Genomic DNA, 22065 nt, shown 5'->3' with positions numbered 1-22065 from the left:
GAGACCATTTATTGACAATGCATATTATCAACTCATCGAAACGGTAATGATTTCAATTTTCCGTTACATCATAGAGTAAGATTCGGGTTTTGCTGGAGTCTTCATATTCAAATGCCGATTTTTTATTGCAGTGATCAATATTGTAAGCCCAATCGCCCCAATTTGAACTCAGATAATGTGTGGCCCAGCTTTCCTTTTCTAATTCACAATTTTTATCATAAGTAACCTTTACGTGTCCATATATCTCTCGGTGGTATTGACCCGGCAGTAGTGAGTCTTCCCACATATTTGTTCCAATACCAAAATAAATGATTTCTTGCGTGCGATTGTATAATGTGAAAATAGCCTTGTCACATTCCTGGCTTTTAAAAGGGCAAGGTTCATTATTTCGAAGAGGTGAGCCGTTTTTTTTGTGACAGGCGAATAAAAGAAAGATTAAAACGAACAAAGTAATTTGTGTTAGTTGGGCTTTTTTTGTTTTTTTCATGATGGAAAAAATAGTGTTTAGGGTTATTTTTCTAGCGGCTGTTAGCGGTAGTTTTTTCTGTCCGGTTACAATGTCTTAAACCAGTCACGTTTAATGTTTACTTTTTCAACTAGTTCTATGTCGATACCAAGTTTTAATTCTTTTAATTTTTCAGCAAGGTCGTTGCCGTCCATTAAGTCGATTGGTGGCGCTCCGTCTCTTGATGCTTCTCGCTTGGCTTCACGAGTAAATGTCCCAGTTGTTATTATAAGTCCTTTGTCTGCACGACCAACCATTGCGCCTCTAAAGTCGCGAACTATAGAAGGTGAAACGCTGCCTTTGTAACGTTTTGCTTGAAATATTACGTGGAATGAAAGAACTCCGCCAAGTCTAAGCATACCTTTACCGTCAATGCCACCGTCATTTGTCTGTCCTGTTACTTCAACATTTTGAAAACCTAACTCACGTAATAGTCTTTGACAAAGTCTTTCGAACGCGCTTGGAGAAATGCTTTGTAGTTCTTCAATTATTTGTTCTTGCCAACTGAATTTTTGGATTTCTTCATCATCTTCTTGTTCTTCGATGATTTCAGTTGTCTTTGTTTTTTCCTTTATTAATCTTTCTTGCTTGTCCTCGGCGACAACTTTGCGTTTTACTACTTCTTTGTCAACGGATTTAGATTTGATGCCTTCCTCTGTCAACGCCCAAATACCACGTGATGAATTTTCTAAAAGTCCGTAACGCTTTAAATAATTTCGTGCCCATGCAAGTCGATACGTAAACTTACTCGTGTTACCACGATGGATTTCATTTATTTGTTCGTCTGTCAGTTTGAGAATTGTCGCAACTTGTTCTTCGATTTCTGGAACTGAACCGGAGCCACCAAGATTTTGTAATGCTGTCAATGTTGGATTGAACAAGTCGTCATATTTATAATTAAATGTTTCTTTCATTCTGTCGTCTTAAAATTGGCACTAACTACCTGCTTGTCTCGTAAACAAACGTCTACAAACGCTTACAAGTATTTAAATTGCTTAATCTAATTCTTCTGTATGCGATTCATCTTTAAAACTGATATTTACTTTGTTGTCGCAATTAAGGGTAGGACCATAATCAATTGTACGGGGATGATAATCACCAATTGTGAATACACTTTTTCCAAAAACAAAAGGGTGGAATTCGGTAACATCCGTAGCCCCTTGTGGTGCGTATGAGCAAGTCATGTCACGGTATAAAGGCGTATTTGAGTCTATTTTATAAGTATACAGTGTTTGTGAAGAGCTGCGCATTCCGCTAAAGCTTCCGATGTAATCTAGTTTTGCAAGATGCCATTTTACTTTTGCTTTTTTGTTTGCAAATACAGCAGTATCACTAGTGTTTTTCAGTGTCTTTTTAATCACTCCTTCCCAAACAAGATTTCGCGAAGGGTCTAGGTTATTGATGAATTGAAACTTGCCACTTATTTCCCAGGTTAAGTTCGTTAGAGCCGGATTGTATAAATCACCTGCTAAAGTGTTTCTTATATGCGCAGGTTGTGAAGGATCAAAAATTTGCACTTTCCAGTCATTTACTCTAAAATCATCTAAATAAACGCTTGCTGAAAACCCATATGACTCATAGTGGTTTGCATTGGGTTGAGCCCAATAATTATTTGTTGGATCGTAGCCGTAATAAAAAAAAGCAGCTCCGTTGCGAAGTCTACCATCTTTACATCGACTATTATTACAAGCGTAGACAATTTGTTTAACCATTGTATCGCTTACAATTGTTGTTGTAGAAGACGATTGAGAAGGAGTTGCCTCATAGTCGCCAGAAATACCTTGCGAAGCATAGGCACAGATCATATCAAGGTCTGAAATTACATAAGTAGCAAAACTAATGTCTTTGGAACTTTGTAATTCGTTATTGTAGGTGTATGGATCTGGCGTCGGAGCAGGAACGGGAACTGGGTTATCGATTTTTTTTTCTTCTTTCTTACAAGAAAAAATTAATAAAAAACTAAAGGCGATAAGAATGTTTTTAGAGGAGATGTGTTTCATTATTTCTGGGAGTTAATATGTATAAAGCTAGCGAAATTATTTAATACATAAAACAAACATATGAGTATCACAGAGAATTTTGTTTGAAGCATTATTCGTAGAATTAATATAAAGAACATTCAGTTATGTTAATCTTTTCAACAGGTGTTAACTCTTAATAACACCTGTTAATACTTTTTTGTTAAGCTCTGAAATCCTGAATAGGCTTATAATCAGACACTTTATTTTAAAAAGTTAATTACTCAGGTTTTTGTTAATAATCGCGTTTTATTGCCTCCACTAGCATTAGTATATTTAGTGGTTAGCACACAAATATGGCATTACAGGTAAATGTAAATGATATCCTTTCACAGCTCTATCAACACCGAAACGTAGTTGAGTTCTTATTCGCGAACCGTGAGAATATCACTGTGAATGAATTGTTGGGGCGTGAAGATATTTCACACGAACAATTACAAAAATTAAAATCGCTTGATCTTGTTTATGAGTATGAAAACATTGTAAGTCTGAATGACGCTGTAGTGGCGATGTTTGAGGACTTCATGGAGATAGGCGAGGTAACACCTGGTTTCATAAACGATTACATCAACGAGCTTACACGTCACATTCGTTTCTACCAAGAGGCACGTGAAATGCGCTTTTTACGCAGTATCAAAAAATACTTAAAACGTATTAATGCTACGCTTACCCGAGAAATCATCAAGCTACAAAAGAATGTTGACGATACTTACAAGAACGAAAGTAATTACCGTATTAAGCTTCAAAAGCTTGAAGATTATAGAGAAAAACGTGATACAATCATAGAATTTATTAAACGTACGACCGATGTTGTGGAGGAAACTCGCAATTTGTTTGCTTTAACAAACGATTCAGAATTGTATGGCATTGTTCAAGCGCTAAAAGTAAGTTTAATTGAAAATCTAGATTACTTAATCGAAATTCAAACAGACATTACAGACTACATCAATAAAATTCAATTTCAAATTGATGTTTACAAAAAAGCCCAGCGTCTTAAGGAAATCAAAGATCACAGCACGCTTCACTTCAAAACAAATTTCAACGAAATTGTTTCCAGTGTAAGTTCATTAAGGTATAATGGGCACAAGAGTCCTAAAACAAAAATAGCCATTGACTTTTTGTATACAGATGATGGACATGTTTTATGTAAACGTATTTCTGAAAAATACAAACTCACGCGTCTTATGGTGCGTGGCCTTGCTGATAGAATGGCAGGTAATTTTAAGGACAAAGGTTTAGAACAGCAAATAAAATTAGATACAGAAAAATTAGTAGAACGTTTTTTGGTGCAAACCAAAGAAAATTTATTTGAGTATTTGATGAATTATAAATTTCCAAAAGCAATTGGCAACGTTACATTTGAAGATAGACTCTCTTTGTTTGTGGAGATTGCAATGGAATACCAAAATTCTTTAGATTTTAAATATCGTTTACAGTATTACGATTATGATGATAGCCAGAAAAACAGAAAACGTCTGGGTTACACGTTAATTTTACCGTTGGCGACTAAAGAAAAAAAGAAAAAAGAGAAAGTTAAGGAATAAATTAAACCAAATAGGAAACATAAGGTCATATTAGACGAACAAAACAATTGACGATAAGATTGAACCACATAAGAAATATAAGGGAACATAAGGGAAGCGGGCAATTGAAGATAAGATTGAACCATATAAGAAATATAAGAACACATAAAAAAAGCGGGAAATTGACTATCGACTATTGACCAACGACTATCAACTAATGACTAACGACTAAAATAAAACAATGCTAGCAGAAGACTTCAACTTACCAAAACAAACACACGAAATATTTTCGGTAATGGCGCGTGGAAATTTTATTTCCAGTAATGGAACGAGAGACGGAATGAATCGTTTATACGACATCATTAATAATCCAGATAATTTTGACAGACTTCAGGCGTATTTTAATGTGATACGTTACAATATTGAGCGTGGAAATAACTTTTTTTATTTTTCAAAATTGAATGAACCAAATTCTGAGCTAGAAAAAAAGTTAGAACGTTTTGAAAGATACATTGATATTATTGATCTGTTTGCCAGTATGGATAATAAAATTACTATTGGTAGCCGTTTTAGACCAGGAGAAATTGCTGAAGAGTGTAATGCCAATGTACGTTTAAAACAAAAATTACAAAAAATTCCTTTATACCGTTCTGAAACATTGCACAACAAGGTGCGCGAGATTTGCGATTTAATGAGTCGTGATTCGTATTTGGAATTAGAAGATGAGAAAACGGAGTCATATAAGGTAATGGACTCCTATAATTATTTATTGGATGTGATTAATTCAGTAGCTATATATGACGAAACGGGCGATAACGATACGGCGCAAGGATTGATTTATAATTAGAATAAAAATTTTGGAGTTTAGAAATAAGTAAGAATTAGAAAATTAAGAATGGAAAACTGTAGAATATTAAATAGAATTGTTGAAATAAATATCTCCAATGTAAAATATGCGGATATTGAACTGAGTGGAAACACCTGTTTTGTGGGTACCAATAATTTTGGTAAAACCTCGTTACAGCGTGCTATTTTATTCTTTTATAGTGCTAACAGTCGTGGATTAGGTATTTCTGCTTCACAAAAACCATTTGAAGAGCATTATTTCCGTTACGAAAATTCTTACCTCGTTTATGAAATTACTACCGAAGACAGTGCTTTTTTTGTTATTGTTTACCGCCACAATAAATTAGTATTTCGTTTTGTTGATGCGCCTTATAATCCTGATTTTTTCTTTACGGCTAATAATGAAGCCATGAAGATTAAAGAGATTATAGCAAATCTTGAAAAAAGAGGCGTTTATATTTCTAATCAAATTGATACGTTTGAACGTTACAGAAATATTATTTTTGGAACTGAAACGGATAAGCAACTCTCAAAATTTCATTTATTAAAAGGAAACGAAAAATATCAAAACATTCCGAAATCTATTACCAACGTATTTTTATCTTCTAAAAGTAGTGTTGACTCTCGTTTTATTAAAGATTTTATTGCTAATTCATTAACAACAGAAAGCAGCAGTATTAAGTTAGAGCAGGTTGAACGCCAGTTACGCCAATTCAATGAGAAATATTCTGATATAGAAATTTATTTGAAAAAAGAATCACAGCAGTTAATTGAAATGATCGATAAAAAATACGATCAGGTTCATATGTTGAAAGGCGCACAGATGGAAATGGCAGACAAGCTTGGAAGTAGTTTGCGTTTTGCGGAATCTCAAAACGAAGCTATTCGTGATGCTTCAAAAAAGAAGGAAGAAGAACTTGAAAAACTTACAACAGAGCATGAAGAACTTAAAGATGGTATTGAAGGCAAACAAAATGATTTCAGAGAAGAAATTGGTTATTACGATCGTACAATTCGTGATGCCAATAAAAAATTAAAAGAGTACAAAGAAAAAAATATTGATGAGGCGGTTGGAAAAAATGCAGACCGTGAAAAATTACAAGTTGAATTAAACATTGCTCGTCGAGAATACGATAGTTTAACATCAAATGTTGCGAGTATTGAATTAAAGTATTCTTCTCTGATAGAGCAATTACGTAATGATAAGAGTGCTTACATTAACAAAATAAATTCGCGTACTGGTGAAATATTTAATCACTATAACGAATTACAATTATTACAGAAGAACGAATTTAATAAGCGTGATGCAGAGTTAAAACACAAACGCGAAGAATCATTTAATGAAGTTAATTCTGAAGTAACAGCAAAACAAATTGAGTTTAACGAATTAAAAAGTGAAGAAAAAGTTATTCGTACCACGCGTTTTTATGAGCAAGAAATTAAAAATCTTGAAAACGAATTAGCAGAACTTCGTGCTGTAAATTATAAAAACAAAAGTGAGCGCGCTATTAAACAAAACATGGTGTTAACCATACAACGTGAGTGGGAAGCCTTGGAGACAAAATTAAAAACCTCTTTAAGCAATCGTGTTAATCAAATCAATAATGAAATCATAAAAATTAAAAATGAGATTAAGGATATTGAAGGAAAATTAAATGTACAGCACGATGCGTTTTATGGTTATCTTGAAAAAAATGTAAAGAACTGGCATCAAACGATTGGCAAGGTTGTAAACGAAAAATTGTTATTCCGTACCGATATCTCTCCTGAAATGAAAGAGGAAACTGCTAACACATTGTACGGTATCAGTTTAAATTTAGAACCTGTTGAATTGGTTTCTAAATCTATTGAAGAATATCAGTTTGAAAAAAATGAACGTTTAGCACAAATTAAAGACCTCGAAGATTCCTTAAACCAATTTCAAACAGCAAACACAGAAGAAAAAATGTTAGCTGCCGATAAATTTGGTAAACAATTAGGTGAATTAAAAGAAGATGTTAAAGTGCTTACCTATTCTTTAGAACTTGCTGAAAAAAGAGAACAAAAACTAGGTCATGAGTTGGAAGACTGGAACAGTCGTGCCGGCAAAGAGGTTGAAGAGTCTTTGACTGGAAACCGCCAACGTTTAAATATTATTGAAGAGGAATTAGCCATCTTAACCAAGAAGAAAAATTTGATGGTTGAAGATTTCACTAAACAATTCGATAAATTAAAGGCGTTTAATGAAGAACGTCTCGCAGAATTAAAACAAAGACAGGAAGTTGAAATTTCGGAACTAGAAGTTGAAAAGAAAAATCAAGTTAAAGAATTCGAAAGTAAAGAAGAAGAGTTGTCTAAAGAAAAGGATAGCAATTTTAAAAGTAAAGGAGTTGATGCAAAACAATTAAAAGGTGTAGAAAGCCGCATGAAAGAATTGCAAGAAGCCTTGAAAGAAATAGAACAATACGCTCAAATAATAAGTGATTATTTAAAGGATAAACGTGAGACTTTTGATCGTTTGCCAGATTTAATTCAAAAGAAAGAAGAGTACGTAAAAAGTAACAATGATTTAGCAGCACAATTGGATGATGCTACCCGTAAGTTTAATATGAAACGAATGGAGCTCAATAAACAAAAACGTGCTTTTGATGAAGAATTGATTGATTTTAATAACGGTATTAATTTTTATAGCAATAACTTCCGTGAAACACCTGTTTATACGAAGTATGCAGAGATTATTGAACGGGCGGAATCGAAACGTACCAATTACCACATTATGGATTTGTGTACACAGTTATTAAAAAATGATTCTCACTTCAATGAAGAGTATGGTGCATTTCAACGTTATGTAAATGAATTTGCTGGAAAATTCAGAATAGACAATCACTTTAATTTTGCGATCCGTAACGATGCTACTCAAGGAGAGTATGAGCGTTTTGCGCAAAATTTACGTTCGTTTATTAATGAAAATAAAATTGAATTATCGATTGCCGAAACCGCAACACAAATTGGTTTAGTGACCGATAGTATTGCAACTAAAGTAAAAGAGCTTAGTGGACAAAAAGATAAAATTCAACACATTATTGGTTTAATTGCCGAGGACTTTAAGAAAGCTGAGTTTGAAGAAAGTAAGTTGATTGAGTTTATTAAAATTCGTTTAGAAGAATCAGACAACAAAGTTTACCGTTTATTAAAACGTATTCAGGAGTTCCGTGAAGAAAATGGATTGGTATACAACGAAGGTTTATTTAATACAGACTTCGCAACTGGCCAAAAACGTGAGATTAGCGGACGTGCAGTGAAATTGCTTGAGCAATTACGTAATGCTATAAAAGAACAAGAGCAAGAGGAAATTCGTTTACAAGATTTATTTGAATTGAAGTTCAATATTAAAGAAGGTATGAATGAAACCGGCTGGACGCATAAAATTGATAGCATTGGAAGTACCGGAACAGATATTCTTGTAAAAGCAATTATCTACATTACTTTATTACATGTATTTATTAAAGAATCTTCGCATAGAAGTAGTTCAGACTTTAAAGTGCATTGTATTATTGATGAGGTAGGTCAAATTTCGGCGCATTATTTACGTGAATTATTACGTTTCGCTAAAAACAGAAACATTATGATGATTAATGGACTTCCAAATAAATCTGGTTTAGAAAGTCATTATAAATACACTTATCAGTTTAGAAGAGAAGAGAATAATAACGTAAGAATTTTCCCAAGTATTGTAACGGAAGTTGAGGCTTAATCTGTGCCTAAAGAGGCAGGAACCACAAAGAGCACCAAGTAGACACGAAGGACACAAAGAAAATTCAAAATCCTTTGTGACCTTTTGTGAAACACTTTGTGGCCTTTGTGGTTAAAAAGAGCAGGAATCAAAAGGAAACAATAAGAAAAATCAAAACTGTTTTCTACTCTACGCAAAGCACTGTGATACTCTGTGATTAAAATAGAACCACTAAGGCACTAAGAACACCAAGAAACACTAAGGAAAATTCAAAATCCTCTATGATACTCTGCGCAAAACACTGTGATAGTCTGTGGTTAAAATAGAACCACTAAGGCACTGAGAACACTAAGAAGCACTAAGTGAAATTCAAACCTCTATGATACTCTGCGCAAAACACTGTGATAGTCTGTGGTTAAAATAGAACCACTAAGGCACTGAGAACACTAAGAAGCACTAAGTGAAATTCGAACCTCTATGATACTCTGCGCAAAACACTGTGATAGTCTGTGGTTAAAATAGAACCACTAAGGCACTGAGAACACTAAGAAGCACTAAGTGAAATTCAAACCTCTATGATACTCTGCGCAAAACAATGTGATAGTCTGTGATTAGAAAAAGAACCACTAAGGTAATTAGAACACTAAATGAAATTCAAAATCCTCAGCGATACTCTGTGCGAAACACTGTGATACTCTGTGGTTAAAACGCAGTATGCTTATTGGATATTTTTTTTTGTACTCTCAAACAAACCAGTCAAAACACGAATAAACTCTTTCCATTCGTATTTTTTCTTTTCAAGAATTACATTTTGGGTAAACTCATTTTCTTTTTCTTTCAGAAAATACTCTTTAATTTTTTCAGAAATAACAGGCACCGAATTTTCAACTACATAACCACAACTATTGTTTGGAACAATCTCAGCCAAACCACCTACATTTGTGACTAGCATTGGTTTTTCATAATAATAACCAACCATCGTTACGCCACTATTGGTCGCTTTTCTATAAGTTTGCGCAACAAGATTAGAAGCGCAGAAATAATATCTCACATCTTCGTTAGCAATAAACTTATCATGAAGTAAAACATGATTTTTCAATTCAAATTTTTCAATTAAATCCAGGTATGGTTGTTTATCTTCGTAAAACTCACCGGCAATTAAAAGCTTAATGTTTAGTTTTTTTATTTCGGGATCAGTCATTGCTTCTATAAGAATATCCAATCCTTTATAATGACGAATCAACCCGAAAAATAAAATTATTTTATCGTCTTGATTTAGTTGTAATTTTTCACGCGCCTCTTTTTTGCTAACAATTGGTCCGTACGTTTCGTACATAGGGTGCGGCGAATAGGCTTTTTTTTCTGTTTTTGAAAATTTAGAAATATCATTCAAAACAGTTTTACTCATTGCAATAAAACCATGGCAACTGTTTACAAAATAGTTGGTGAATGCCTTATCACCAATTCTTTTTTCGTGAGGAATAATATTATCGGTGAGCGCGAGTACTTTTGTTTTTGATCTTACCAGTCGTGCAATTGCGCCGAGACTGGGTCCGAAGAACGGCAACCAATAACGTATAAGGATAAAATCAGGTTTTTCTTTTTTAATAAAGGATGCAACTTTAATCCAGTTAAAAGGATTAACCGTATTGATTAACGTATGTATTTTAATTCCTGTAGGTGCTGAACCGCTTGTTTCAAACTGGCTGGAGCCTGGAAATAAAAAGTTAGGATACTGCAAAGAATAAGAAATAATCTGTGCATCGTGTCCCTCTTTATTTAATTCAGCACAAAGGTTTTCATTAAATTGCGCGGGTCCACCACGAAGAGGGTAGGCGGGACCAAGAATAAATAATTTAAGACGTTTATTTTTCACAGGGTATAAAATTACTGGTTATTTATTATACCTTTAATACAATTAGTAATTTCTTTTTAGTAGGGTATTTAATCAAAACCTAAACGTATGGAAGATAATTTTAAACCTGTAGCTTATTCAAAAACAACATTAAATGAACTAATGATTCCGGCCTATGCGAATTTTGGAGGAAAAATTCATGGAGGAATGATTCTATCGTTAATGGACAAAGTAGCCTATGCCTGCGCTTCAAAGCATGCAGGAAATTACTGTGTTACTGTTTCAGTTGAAAACGTGGATTTTTTAGAGCCAGTTGAGGTGGGTGAAATGGTAAGTATGTTCGCATCGGTCAATTATGTTGGAAAGTCTTCGATGGTGGTTGGTATTAAGGTAATTGCCGAGAATTTCAAAATAGGAACCGTTAAACATACAAATACCTCTTATTTTACAATGGTTGCAAAAGGAGAGAATGGTTTGCCTACGACCGTTCCAGGTTTAATATTAGAAACCAAAGAAGAAGTGAAGCGCTTTTTGGAAGCCATTAAGCGAAGGGAATTAAAAAGTTCATACAAGAAGGAACTTCAAAATGCGCGATTATCCTTATTGGTTGAGCCAGAACACACCTTGTTAGATAAGGAGCGTTGTTTCTTAAAACTATAATTTTATTAGGGAAGATTACAAATGAGCCTCATCATCAAATGTTCTTCCTTGATCATTGTGGTGACCGCCGTAGCCCAAACGTTTACCTGTTCTTAAAGCAGCACTGCTCGATTTTTCCTGCATTTCATAAACGGTAACTTGACCAACGCTATCATAAGGAGGCGTATACAAGTCGAAAGTAATGGAATAGATAATTAGTTCCATGACTATATCTGTAAGGTTTTCCTTTGAAATAGGTTGAATACTAAAATTATGATATTTGTAACCTATCTGTGTTTTGGTTTCAACAAAGAAATGATTCTCGCGATTTATAAAGATGCGAGCAATTAGACTTCCAACGTCATTTAAGCGATTGTATTTGTAAGAATCTGCCAGAAAATTGTAGACATTAATAATTCCGCAGAAAGCATTTAAAGGATTATCTCGAACGTATGCGGTTTTATACATTGCATTAGATTTATCAAACCCAAAAACATTCGAATGCATTTGAAAGTCAAGAATATCACCTGCTACCTTAAGTTGCATAGATTGCAAACTAATATCTTTATAAAAGAGATTTACGCGACTGTCAATTTTAGCAGCTTCATCAGCAAAAAAGTCAGCTTTCTCTTTTAAAATTTCTTTTAGCTGATTAAAGATGGCTATTGTGTTTGAATACACATCTTGCTTCATTACAGACTTTGTAGCGAGTAAGGATATGATGGTTTCTTTTTGATTTTCGCTTGGTGTGCTCATATTTTATTTTTTTAATACGCGCGAGCAAATAAAACTCTTTGCGTGCTTGGTTTTCCACTGTAAATGCATTTGCCATCTTCCATTGGATTGTTTAACGGAATACAACGAATGGTTGCTTTTGTTTCGTCTTTTATTTTCTCTTCTGTTTCAGGTGTTCCATCCCAATGAGCTAAAACAAATCCTGTTTTTTCATCCAACACTTTTTTAAATTCATCATAACTTTCAACTTTATGTGTCATGTTAGCTGTACGTTCTTTGGCTTTATTAAACAAGTTGGTTTGCATGTCGTCTAACAATTTAGAAATGTAAACATCTGCATCTTCAATTTTAATAACCTCTTTACTTAATAAATCTCTTCGAGCAACTTCAATGGTACCGTTTGCCATATCACGTTCTCCAACTGTAATTCGAACCGGAATGCCTTTTAATTCGTATTCAGCAAATTTCCAACCTGGACGTTGCGAATCTCTATCGTCGTATTTAACTGAAATATTTTTTTGTTCAAGTTTTAATTTAATGGCGTTGGCAACTTCACTCACTTTTTTCAAACCTTCATCGCCTTTATAGATTGGAACAATTACTACCTGTGTTGGCGCTAATTTAGGAGGAATAACTAAACCGTTATTGTCACTGTGACTCATAATTAAGGCACCCATTAAACGCGTACTGACTCCCCAACTTGTAGCCCACACAAATTCTTGTTTACCTTCTTTCGTTGCAAACTTTACATCAAACGCTTTTGCGAAATTTTGACCTAAGAAATGCGAAGTTCCTGCTTGCAGAGCTTTACCATCTTGCATCAAGGCTTCAATGCAATACGTATCTTCAGCACCGGCAAAACGTTCATTCGCTGTTTTTACACCTTTCACAACTGGCACTGCCATCCAATTTTCAACAAAGTCAGCGTAGACTTCCAACATTTTTTTTGTTTCTTCAACAGCTTCTTCTTTTGTAGCATGAGCAGTATGGCCTTCTTGCCATAAAAATTCTGTTGTACGAAGAAACAAACGCGTACGCATTTCCCAGCGCACGACATTGGCCCATTGATTAATTAATAAAGGAAGATCTCTATAACTTTCAATCCAACCTTTGTAAGTGCTCCAAATGATGGCTTCGCTTGTAGGACGCACAATTAATTCTTCTTCTAATTTTGCTTCAGGATCTACTATTAATTTTGTTTTATCATTTGGGTCAGTTTTCAAACGGTAATGCGTAACAACTGCGCATTCTTTTGCAAAACCTTCAGCATTTTTTTCTTCTGCTTCGAATAAACTTTTAGGGATAAATAAAGGAAAGTATGCGTTTACGTGGCCTGTATCTTTAAACATTTTATCGAGGGCAGCTTGCATTTTTTCCCAGATAGCATAGCCATGTGGTTTAATTACCATACAACCCCTAACAGCACTGTGATCTGCAAGATTCGCCTCCACTACTATATCGTTGTACCATTTACTGTAATCTTGTTCTTTTGTTGTAATAACTTTGCTCATAATAGGCTATAAATATAGAAAAATAGTACCTGATTCGATTTAGAAAAATCACAAACCATAAAATTTGTAAAATTCAATGAAACGGGGGTACAATTGCGTAAATTTACTTAAAATCTCCGCTCAATTAATCTTTAAAAGATTTGCTATGAAAAAAATTCTGATCCTAACAGCAATAGCGGCAACCTTTCTTAGTTCCTGTAAAACTTCACAACTTTCTACTAACAACATGGATGATGTATACGTTGTTCCTGCGGAAGAGAAACAGAAGGAAAAATTAGCAGCAGAAGAACGAGCGAAAGAAAAAGCTAAAAGTGAAGCTCTGGCTCTACAGAAGGAGGAAGAGGAACGCGCTGCTCAAAAGGCTAAAGATGATGCAAACCCTTATTACAAAGATCCCGAATACAACAAAGATGATTATTATGACTATGAGTATGCATCACGGGTGAACCGTTTTCAGAAACCAATTTACGGTGCGAGTTATTATGACCCTTATTACACAAATCTTTACACCTACAATCAAAATCCTAGTTGTTATGGAACCAGTATATATAGTACTTACAACTATGGCATGCCTTCTAGTCAGTTTAATAACTATAGTATTGGAATAAGCACTGGTTGGGGTTACGGCAATTATGGTTATAACAATTATGGTTATAACAATTTTGGCTACAGTAATTACGGATATAATAATTTTTATAATGACCCTTTTTATAATCCTTATGGTTATGGAAATACAGGGTATTACGGCGGATACGGATATAATAATTTTGGATATTCTAACGGTTTTAATAATGGCTACAATGCTGGTTATTACAATGGATACAATAATGGCCAGTGGGGATATTATAATAGTTCTGATCCTAATAGTTTATATGGTCAGGTATATAATGGACCAAGACAAAGCAGTGGCGGATCTAATCGTGATGTTCGAGGAGAAGGATCTAAGAGAGACGAAGGTGGAAGGAATAAATATTTTGAATCTGTTTCAGAGCAGCAAAATAATGTGCCAAGATTTAGCAGCAGCAGTAGTGAATCGGGTCGAAGTGGGATAAACACTCCTAATTCTGCCCCAGTAAATACAAATAATGGTATTTCTAATTATCCTGAAACAAATGGAAATTCAGGTAGACAAAGTGGTAGAAATACGGGTACTACTAATAGTCCTGGAAGAGTTAGTACAACACAAAGGGAAAGGGTAGATGAAAATAACAATTCACAAAACCGAAATAGTAACTCTGGTTGGAATAATTCAAACTCAAACTCCAATTCAAACTCCAATTCTAATTCTGGGTCAAATTCAAATTCACGCGGAGATGGAGGAGGGGGACGTAGCTCCTCACCAAGAAGTGGTGGCGGTGGAAGCACACGCCCTCGGTAATTTTAAAATGTACTTATGATCCGATTTAAACTCACTTTAATTTTAAGTAGCCTTGCTTTATTCTCTTTTTCTCAAAATGATTTAGATGCGATGCGCTATTCTCATACAGGTTTTGGAGGTTCCGCACGTTTTGTTTCAATGGGCGGTGCATTTGGTGCTGTAGGTGCAGATGTTACAGTTGGGGCATATAATCCTGCAGGGCTTGGTGTTTACCGAAAGGGTGAAATTTCTTTTGGGGCTGGATTTAAAGCAACTAGTAATGTTGGTGAAATGTATAAAACAGTGTCTTCGGTTTTCGATCTGAATCCTACTTTTAATAATTTTGGCTTTACTTTGGCCTTCAATGCAGCTAGCGATCAAGATAGCAGAAATGTTATTGGATTTTCAAATACACAAACGCAGAATTTTAATAATTCAACTCGAATGTCGGGTTATACAAATTCTAGCTCAATAGCAAAGGATATGCTAAACGAGGCGGAACAAAACAAATCTAAAGGAGTTGACATTACAAAGAATTTAATTTATGGTTACGAAGGATTGGCATTCAACACACTTCTGCTGGATACTGTAAATGGTAAATTCTTTTCAATGCTCGATGTGAAAAGAACCGTAAAACAAACACGTGACATCAAAACTTCGGGCAGGGTAAATGACTTGAATTTTTCTTACGCCTACGCCTACAAAGACAAATTTTATTTTGGTGCAAGTCTTGGCGTTCCCCAAGTAAAATATGAGTCAACAATAACACATACTGAAGCAGACAATCTTGATAGTATGCAAATAAAACTTATTAATGATTCTACTTTCAGTCATACGTATGTGGACGATATACCAATTCTTCGAAGTTATTACGATGATAAATTAGGCTTTAATAGTCTTGATTACACTGAGTATTTTAAAACTACCGGTAGTGGAATTAATTTGAAACTTGGTGCAATAATACGTGTAAATGATCTACTAAGAGTTGGAATGTATTATCACACACCCACTTTGTACCGCTTTAAAGATACGTATTACAATAGTTTAAGTGTTTCTTATGATGCCAATCCAAAAAACCCGGAAGTATTGCAGGATCCTGAATTGGGCGGAATATTTAACTATCGAATTATAACACCGGGTAAAGTAAGTGCAAACGTTGCTTTTATTATACAAAAATTAGCAGTGCTTGCAGTCGATTACGAATTTGTCAATTATAAAAGTGCAAGACTTGTGAGTGATGATATTTCCGATTTTGAAAATGCAAATTCGGTTATTAAATCAAGTTACAAAGGAGGACATAATGTTAGGGTAGGCGGCGAGCTAAACCTTAATCCCGTTATGTTACGGTTAGGATACAATATGCAGGGCAGTCCTTTTGGTAAAGCCTTTGTAGGCGATTATGTAAGAAATACTTTTAGTGGAGGTATTGGTTATAGAACTCAAAAGAAGTTTTATTTTGATCTTGTCGTTTACCACACACTAAGTAGCGAAAACTACTACCTTTTTAGCACGCTCGATACTCAAGCCCGTCTAAATTATAGCAGTACAAGTTTTGCCGCCACGATTGGTTTTAAGTTCTAATTTTTACATTTTTCGTCCTAAATCCTGTTATTCATCGAATAATTTCTAATTTTAGGTTTTTATTAAATTCTTTATTTATGAGCAAAAAAATTTTAGCAAACGATGGCATTGATGCTGTTGGAAAATCACTATTAGAAAAAGCGGGATATACGGTTGTTACTGACAAAGTAGCTCAAGAAAATTTAGCTAAAGAAATTAATGACAAAGGATATGTGGCATTAACCGTGCGTAGTGCAACCAAAGTGAGGAAGGATGTTATAGATGTTTGTCCTGGTTTGAAAGTGATTGGTCGTGGTGGTGTTGGCATGGATAATATTGATGTGGAATATGCTAGAGAAAAAGGAATAAACGTGATTAATACACCAGCAGCCTCCAGTAATTCTGTGGCTGAGTTAGTTTTTGCACACGCTTTTAGCGCTGTTCGTTTTTTATATGACAGTAATAAACAAATGCCAGCCCATGCAGAAGATAAATTTGATGAACTAAAAAAGAAGTATGCCAAAGGCGTTGAATTAAAAGGTAAAACTTTCGGTATTATTGGCTTCGGACGTATTGGACAAACCGTTGCAAAAATGGCATTGGGCTTAGGTATGAAAGTTTTGGCCTTCGATCCTTTTGTAAGCGATGTTGTTCTTGAAATTGAAATCGATGGTTTAAAAGCTATTCCTTTTCCTATGAAAACTGTAACAATGGAAAAGGTTCTTCAAAATTCTGATTTTATTACGTTTCATGTACCAGGTGGGAAATTAATAAGCAAACATGAAATCGCTTCTATGAAAAACGGTGTAATTCTTATCAATACTGCACGTGGTGGAGTTATTAATGAAGATAATCTTTTAGAAGCTTTAAACAGTGGAAAGGTAGCTTGCGCAGGCTTAGATGTTTTTGAAAATGAACCAAGACCTTCTGTTGCAATTTTAAAAAATCCGAAAATCTCTATGACACCGCATATTGGTGCAGCTACTAATGAGGCGCAAGAGCGTATCGGAGTTGAGCTGGCAGAAAAATTGATTGATGCCTTAAAATAGAAGGGTGCAACGCTATTAGTAACGATTAACAAATAACTTTTAACCCGTCCCAGATGGCAACAGTTCTCCCTTTTAAAGCAATACGACCAACAAGCGACAAAGTACATTTGGTAGCTTCACGCAGCGTTGATGGGTATAATTTACCAGAGTTAAAAGAAAAACTATCTGGGAATCCTTATACATTTTTACATGTAATCAACCCTGATTTTGAAGACGGTATTCGCACACGCCCGGGTTCAAAAGAACGCTTGACTAAGGTTAAAAAAAGATTTAAATCTTTTATAAAAGAAAAAATATTGAGGCGTGATGAAAAAGCGGCCTACTATATTTACAGGCAAATAAAAAATGAAAATGAATACATTGGTATAATTGCCTGCACGAGCATTGACGATTATTTATCTGGAGTTATTAAAGTTCACGAAGAAACAATTACTCAACGAGAAGTGAAACTCAAGGAGTATCTTGAAGTATGTGAGTTTAATGCAGAACCGGTTTTGTTTTGCTATCCGAATGATTCTGTTTTAGATACAATTATTAAAGAAGTTTCGGAAGGCTATCCGGATTATAATTTTTCGACCACTGATAAAGTTCAACATACGCTTTGGGTTGTTAACGATACCAAAACGGTTGAGAATATTGCAGCACGTTTTGCTGGAATACCATCTATTTATATTGCAGATGGCCACCACCGTTCTGCATCTTCTGCCTTACTTGGCAATGTGCTTCGGAAATCAAAAAAAGATTATACCGGTAAAGAAGCATTTAATTATTATTTGGGTGTTTTTTTCGCGGAAACACAATTACAGATCTATGACTACAATCGTCTGATAAAAGACATGGGCGAATTGACCACCACTAAATTGTTAGAGAGTTTAAAATTGAAGTTTGAAATAAAAGAAATCAACGAAACTGTATTTAAGCCGACAAAAAAACATGAAATTAGCATGTATACGGCGAATAAATGGTATTCTCTTGTAGCAAAAACAGGCACTTACAATAGTGAAGATCCGGTTGGAAGCTTAGATGCGTCTATTTTAACGGAACACATTCTTTCCCCTTTATTTGAAATACATGATTTAAAAATTGATAAACGTGTTGGTTTTATGCCTGGAATTAAAGGTGCTGAAGCCTTAAAGAAAAGCGTAGATGATGGAAAAGCGGAGGTTGCATTTGGATTGTATCCGGTAACGATGGAACATTTAAAATGGATTGCCGACACAAAAAGAATTATGCCACCAAAATCAACCTGGGTAGAACCAAAGATGAGAAGCGGTATTGTTATTTATAGTTTTGAAGAGGAAACAAATTGATTTAGGAAACGTAAATCCTTCTAGCAAATGAGTTCAATTGCAGAAAATCTCCAAAGAATAAAAAGTGAAATTCCCACCGATATAACTTTAGTGGCTGTTTCAAAAACAAAACCAAATGCGGCAGTTCTTGAAGCTTACGACGCGGGTCAACGCGACTTCGGAGAGAACTACGTTCAAGAGTTAGTTGATAAGCATGAACAATTACCCAAAGATATTCGTTGGCATTTTATCGGACATTTACAAAGCAATAAAGTAAAATACATTGCGCCATTTGTGCATCTCATTCATGGCGTGGATAGTTTTAAATTACTTCAAGAAATAAATAAACAAGGTTTAAAAAATAATCGCGTCATCGATTGTTTGTTGCAACTGTATATAGCGAAAGAAGAAACAAAATTCGGTTTGTTGTTTGAAGAAAGTGAGGCGATTTTAAATTCAGAATCCTTTAAAGCTCTAAAAAACATTTCTATAAAGGGCTTCATGGCTATGGCCAGTAATACTGATAACAGTGAACAAATAAAAAGCGAATTCCTTTCTGTAAGGGAATTTGCTAGAGAAGCATCTTCCGTTTTCCATCTTCCGTTTTCCACTCTAAGTTATGGTATGAGCAGCGATTACAAATTGGCGCTTGAAGCCGGAAGTAATATGGTGCGTATTGGGAGCACAATTTTCGGCGAAAGAAATTATAACTGATTTTGAAAACAGAAAATTTGTTTTAGTTTTGTCCAACTAAAATCCCAATATGAAAAAAATCGTACTAGTTTTCTCTTTCGCCGGTTTAAAGCTCGTAGCACAAGATACATTAATTTTTAAAAATCAAACAAAACTTATTTCTTTGGTATTATGGGTTGGTGAAGATAGCATTCGGTACAAGAATATTGAAAATATAACTGGCCCTGATTTATATGCTCGTAATTCAGAAATCCATTTAGTTAAATATCGAAATGGACGCGTTGAGAATATAGACAGTCTGCAAATAAGAAATACAAGTTTAAAAAATTTACAAAAACAAACTGAGTCTTTGCAAAGTAAGGCTGAAAGTAATTCTGTTCAAATGTATAAGAACGGGACTTTTCATGCCGAAGTGAATTACAAATGCAAAGGCTGTAAAGTAGGATTCTTTTCTTTGGGCCTTTTATTAGGACCTATTGCTGTTATACCCGCTTTCTCTACAGCTTATATTCTTCCTTCAGATAAAAAGCTTGCTTATCCAAGCGAAGAATTGTGGCAGAATAAAGATTATCAGAAAGGATATAAAGATAAGGCGAGTGCGATTAAACGTCGTGCTATTTTTGGTGGAACTTCTGCGGGAGCTATTTTATCAACATTCACAACGGCAGTGTTAATTAATATTTTAACCAAGCGGTAAAGAAAAAGATGGACATTCGTGAACGCTTAGAAGCAGAGCATAGCAAATCTTTAACACTGGCAATTGTTAAGTTTATTGGTGATGACAAAAAACGTTTCAAAGAATTGATGACAATTTTTTTAAACGGCGAGTATCGTTTAACGCAGCGTTCTGCTTGGCCACTCAGTTATATTGTTATAGACCATCCTGAATTGTTGCAACCATATTTCGATGTCTTTCTTCAAAAACTCAACGATGAGTCGCAACACCCGGCCATTGCACGTAATATTTTTAGAGTATTACAGGAAATCAAAATCCCAGAAAAATATGAGGGGATCCTAATCGACAAAGCATTTAAAATAATTATGAGTGAAATGCAGCCGGCCGCCGTACGTGCCTTTGCAATTACAGTTGCAGCAAAAATAAGCAAACAGTATCCAGAACTAAAAAATGAATTTCTTATTATTTTAAAGGAGCTCGGTTCACTGCCTCAATTGCCTTCTATGAGGTCACGCATAAAAATGGCGTTAAAAGAGTTGAAAACTGTATAGAAACTACACTTTAATTTTTTACTTTTGCGAACCCGGTAATTATTGGGATCAAAATCATGCAGTTCGAGTTAACATCAGAAATTCTTGATAGCTTAAAAGAAGCCATCGATAGAAAGGACACTTCTTATTTAAAGGAGATGTTGCATGAACTCTATGCACCTGATATTGCGATTATTTTTAATCAACTCGATTTAGAAGACGCTGCATATATCTACGAACTCTTAGATGATGAAACGGCACCGGCGGTTTTATTAGAATTAGATAATGATAGGCGTGAAGAATTCTTAAGCACTTTTAGCAGTAAGGAGATAGCAGAGCAGTTGGATAACATGGAGAGTGATGATGCTGCCGACGTTATAGCTGAATTACCAGAAGATATTCAAGAAGAGGTACTTTCTCATTTAGAGGACATTGAGCAGGCAAGTGATATTGCTGAGCTTATTAATTACGAAGATGGCACAGCGGGATCCTTAATGGCAAAGGAATTAGTGAGTGTGTATGTTTTTGAAACTGTTTCGCAATGTATTGAAGAAATAAGGCAACAGGCTGATGATGTGGATGTGATGTATGCGGTGTATGTTTTGGATAATAATGATCGTTTGATCGGAATGCTTTCGCTGAAAAAACTAATTATATCGCATCCTCTCGCACGAATTGAAGAAATTTACGAGCCAGACATTCAATATGTAAAAACAAATACTTCAAGTGAAGAAGTAGCAGAGTTTATGCAAAAATATGATCTTGTTGTTTTACCAGTTGTAGATCAATTAGGGAGACTTGTAGGTCGAATCACTGTGGATGACGTGATGGATGTTATCAAGGAAAACGTAGAAGAAAACATTCAGCGAATGAGTGGTATCTCTGACGACGTTGACAGTAATGATAAATTGTGGCGTTTATCACGAGCGCGTATTCCATGGTTGCTGGTAGGTATGTGTGGTGGAATTGTTGGATCTCGTATTATTGGTACGTATGAAGAGCAAATAAAAATACATCCTGAAATGGCCTATTTTATTCCTTTAATAGGAGCTATGGGTGGAAATGTGGGTGTTCAGAGTAGTTCTATCATTGTTCAAGGTTTAGCAAACAATACACTTTTAGGTGTAGATATTATGCCGAAACTCTTTAAAGAACTTGGTGTAGGACTTATTAACGGAATTATATGTTCAGGTTTAATTTGGGCTTATGCCTTTTTAATTGAGGATTGGCAATTGGCAGCTACAGTAAGCACAGCTTTAATGGCTGTTATTTTATGCGCGTCGTTTTTAGGAACCTTTGTGCCTTTAACAATGAACCGCTTTAAAATTAATCCTGCTTTAGCAACTGGGCCTTTTGTTACTACTCTGAATGATATTATTGGAATTAGTATCTATTTTCTTACCGGAAGAATTCTGTACTCCTTCTTTTAATTTTTCCACAATATTGTTTTATCGGAATTAAACACTCTATTATCAGGGCTTCTGAGGCAAAAAAATATTTTCTAAATTATTTTTTTTATTTTAAATTAATATGTATTTTTGCAATCCCAAATCCGACTTATGGATTT

The 22065-nt window shown here is 34.8% G+C and carries 18 protein-coding genes; 12 read left to right on the top strand and 6 right to left on the bottom strand.

Going from position 1 to position 22065, the window contains the following annotated elements; genetic code table 11:
* Positions 1 to 52: 52 nt before the first annotated feature.
* The 3 genes from P2086_RS17850 to P2086_RS17840 all read right to left on the bottom strand — a co-directional run bounded on the left by P2086_RS17850 (position 53) and on the right by P2086_RS17840 (position 2505).
* Positions 53 to 487, bottom strand: coding sequence for a hypothetical protein (locus tag P2086_RS17850; RefSeq protein WP_317898126.1), 435 nt, complete (start codon positions 485 to 487; stop codon positions 53 to 55).
* Between the two features lie 65 nt (positions 488 to 552).
* A complete protein-coding gene (locus P2086_RS17845; RefSeq protein WP_317898125.1) occupies positions 553 to 1419 on the bottom strand; it encodes a restriction endonuclease in 867 nt (288 codons plus the stop codon).
* Positions 1420 to 1500: 81 nt separating this feature from the next.
* A complete protein-coding gene (locus P2086_RS17840) occupies positions 1501 to 2505 on the bottom strand; it encodes a hypothetical protein (RefSeq protein ID WP_317898124.1) in 1005 nt (334 codons plus the stop codon).
* Between the two features lie 314 nt (positions 2506 to 2819).
* Here P2086_RS17840 and P2086_RS17835 point away from each other — a divergent pair, with 314 nt between their 5' ends.
* The 3 genes from P2086_RS17835 (at position 2820) to P2086_RS17825 (ending at position 8625) form a co-directional block, all read left to right on the top strand.
* A complete protein-coding gene (locus tag P2086_RS17835; RefSeq protein WP_317898123.1) occupies positions 2820 to 4067 on the top strand; it encodes a hypothetical protein in 1248 nt (415 codons plus the stop codon).
* A gap of 220 nt (positions 4068 to 4287) precedes the next feature.
* A complete protein-coding gene (locus tag P2086_RS17830; RefSeq protein WP_317898122.1) occupies positions 4288 to 4893 on the top strand; it encodes a condensin complex protein MksE in 606 nt (201 codons plus the stop codon).
* Positions 4894 to 4941: 48 nt separating this feature from the next.
* A complete protein-coding gene (locus P2086_RS17825; protein ID WP_317898121.1) occupies positions 4942 to 8625 on the top strand; it encodes an ATP-binding protein in 3684 nt (1227 codons plus the stop codon).
* A gap of 697 nt (positions 8626 to 9322) precedes the next feature.
* Here the strand turns inward: P2086_RS17825 and P2086_RS17820 are convergent.
* On the bottom strand, positions 9323 to 10480 hold the full coding sequence (locus P2086_RS17820; protein ID WP_317898120.1) for a glycosyltransferase: 1158 nt from the start codon (positions 10478 to 10480) through the stop codon (positions 9323 to 9325).
* An 87-nt stretch (positions 10481 to 10567) separates the two neighbouring features.
* Here P2086_RS17820 and P2086_RS17815 point away from each other — a divergent pair, with 87 nt between their 5' ends.
* The gene (locus P2086_RS17815) at positions 10568 to 11119 is read left to right on the top strand and encodes an acyl-CoA thioesterase (protein ID WP_317898119.1); all 552 of its coding nucleotides are present in this window, start codon (positions 10568 to 10570) and stop codon (positions 11117 to 11119) included.
* A 15-nt stretch (positions 11120 to 11134) separates the two neighbouring features.
* Here P2086_RS17815 and P2086_RS17810 read toward each other — a convergent pair whose 3' ends face one another.
* Complete coding sequence (locus P2086_RS17810) at positions 11135 to 11854, bottom strand: hypothetical protein (RefSeq protein ID WP_317898118.1); 720 nt, start codon at positions 11852 to 11854, stop codon at positions 11135 to 11137.
* 11 nt (positions 11855 to 11865) lie between these two features.
* Positions 11866 to 13344: a proline--tRNA ligase gene (proS, locus tag P2086_RS17805; protein WP_317898117.1), complete on the bottom strand. Its 1479-nt coding sequence runs from the start codon at positions 13342 to 13344 to the stop codon at positions 11866 to 11868.
* Between the two features lie 145 nt (positions 13345 to 13489).
* On the opposite strand from proS, the gene P2086_RS17800 reads away from it, so the two are divergent.
* From P2086_RS17800 to mgtE, 8 genes are all read left to right on the top strand, one after another.
* Positions 13490 to 14722, top strand: a complete 1233-nt coding sequence (locus tag P2086_RS17800) for a hypothetical protein (RefSeq protein ID WP_317898116.1) — start codon at positions 13490 to 13492, stop codon at positions 14720 to 14722.
* 15 nt (positions 14723 to 14737) lie between these two features.
* Positions 14738 to 16282, top strand: coding sequence for an OmpP1/FadL family transporter (locus tag P2086_RS17795; RefSeq protein ID WP_317898115.1), 1545 nt, complete (start codon positions 14738 to 14740; stop codon positions 16280 to 16282).
* A gap of 77 nt (positions 16283 to 16359) precedes the next feature.
* The gene (locus P2086_RS17790; protein WP_317898114.1) at positions 16360 to 17310 is read left to right on the top strand and encodes a D-2-hydroxyacid dehydrogenase; all 951 of its coding nucleotides are present in this window, start codon (positions 16360 to 16362) and stop codon (positions 17308 to 17310) included.
* A gap of 53 nt (positions 17311 to 17363) precedes the next feature.
* A complete protein-coding gene (locus tag P2086_RS17785) occupies positions 17364 to 18620 on the top strand; it encodes a DUF1015 domain-containing protein (protein WP_317898113.1) in 1257 nt (418 codons plus the stop codon).
* A gap of 27 nt (positions 18621 to 18647) precedes the next feature.
* Positions 18648 to 19313 carry a YggS family pyridoxal phosphate-dependent enzyme gene (locus P2086_RS17780; RefSeq protein WP_317898112.1) on the top strand — a complete coding sequence of 222 codons (666 nt, stop codon included), beginning with the start codon at positions 18648 to 18650 and terminating at the stop codon, positions 19311 to 19313.
* A gap of 49 nt (positions 19314 to 19362) precedes the next feature.
* Positions 19363 to 19989, top strand: coding sequence for a hypothetical protein (locus P2086_RS17775; protein WP_317898111.1), 627 nt, complete (start codon positions 19363 to 19365; stop codon positions 19987 to 19989).
* A gap of 8 nt (positions 19990 to 19997) precedes the next feature.
* A complete protein-coding gene (locus P2086_RS17770; RefSeq protein WP_317898110.1) occupies positions 19998 to 20519 on the top strand; it encodes a HEAT-like fold family protein in 522 nt (173 codons plus the stop codon).
* A gap of 56 nt (positions 20520 to 20575) precedes the next feature.
* Positions 20576 to 21928, top strand: coding sequence for a magnesium transporter (gene mgtE, locus P2086_RS17765; protein ID WP_317898109.1), 1353 nt, complete (start codon positions 20576 to 20578; stop codon positions 21926 to 21928).
* Positions 21929 to 22065: the final 137 nt, after the last annotated feature.

Source organism: Aurantibacillus circumpalustris, assembly GCF_029625215.1.
GTDB classification, from domain to species: Bacteria; Bacteroidota; Bacteroidia; order B-17B0; family Aurantibacillaceae; genus Aurantibacillus; species Aurantibacillus circumpalustris.
Note: the sequence above shows the minus strand (reverse complement) of the source record. Positions and strands in the feature narration are given on the sequence as shown.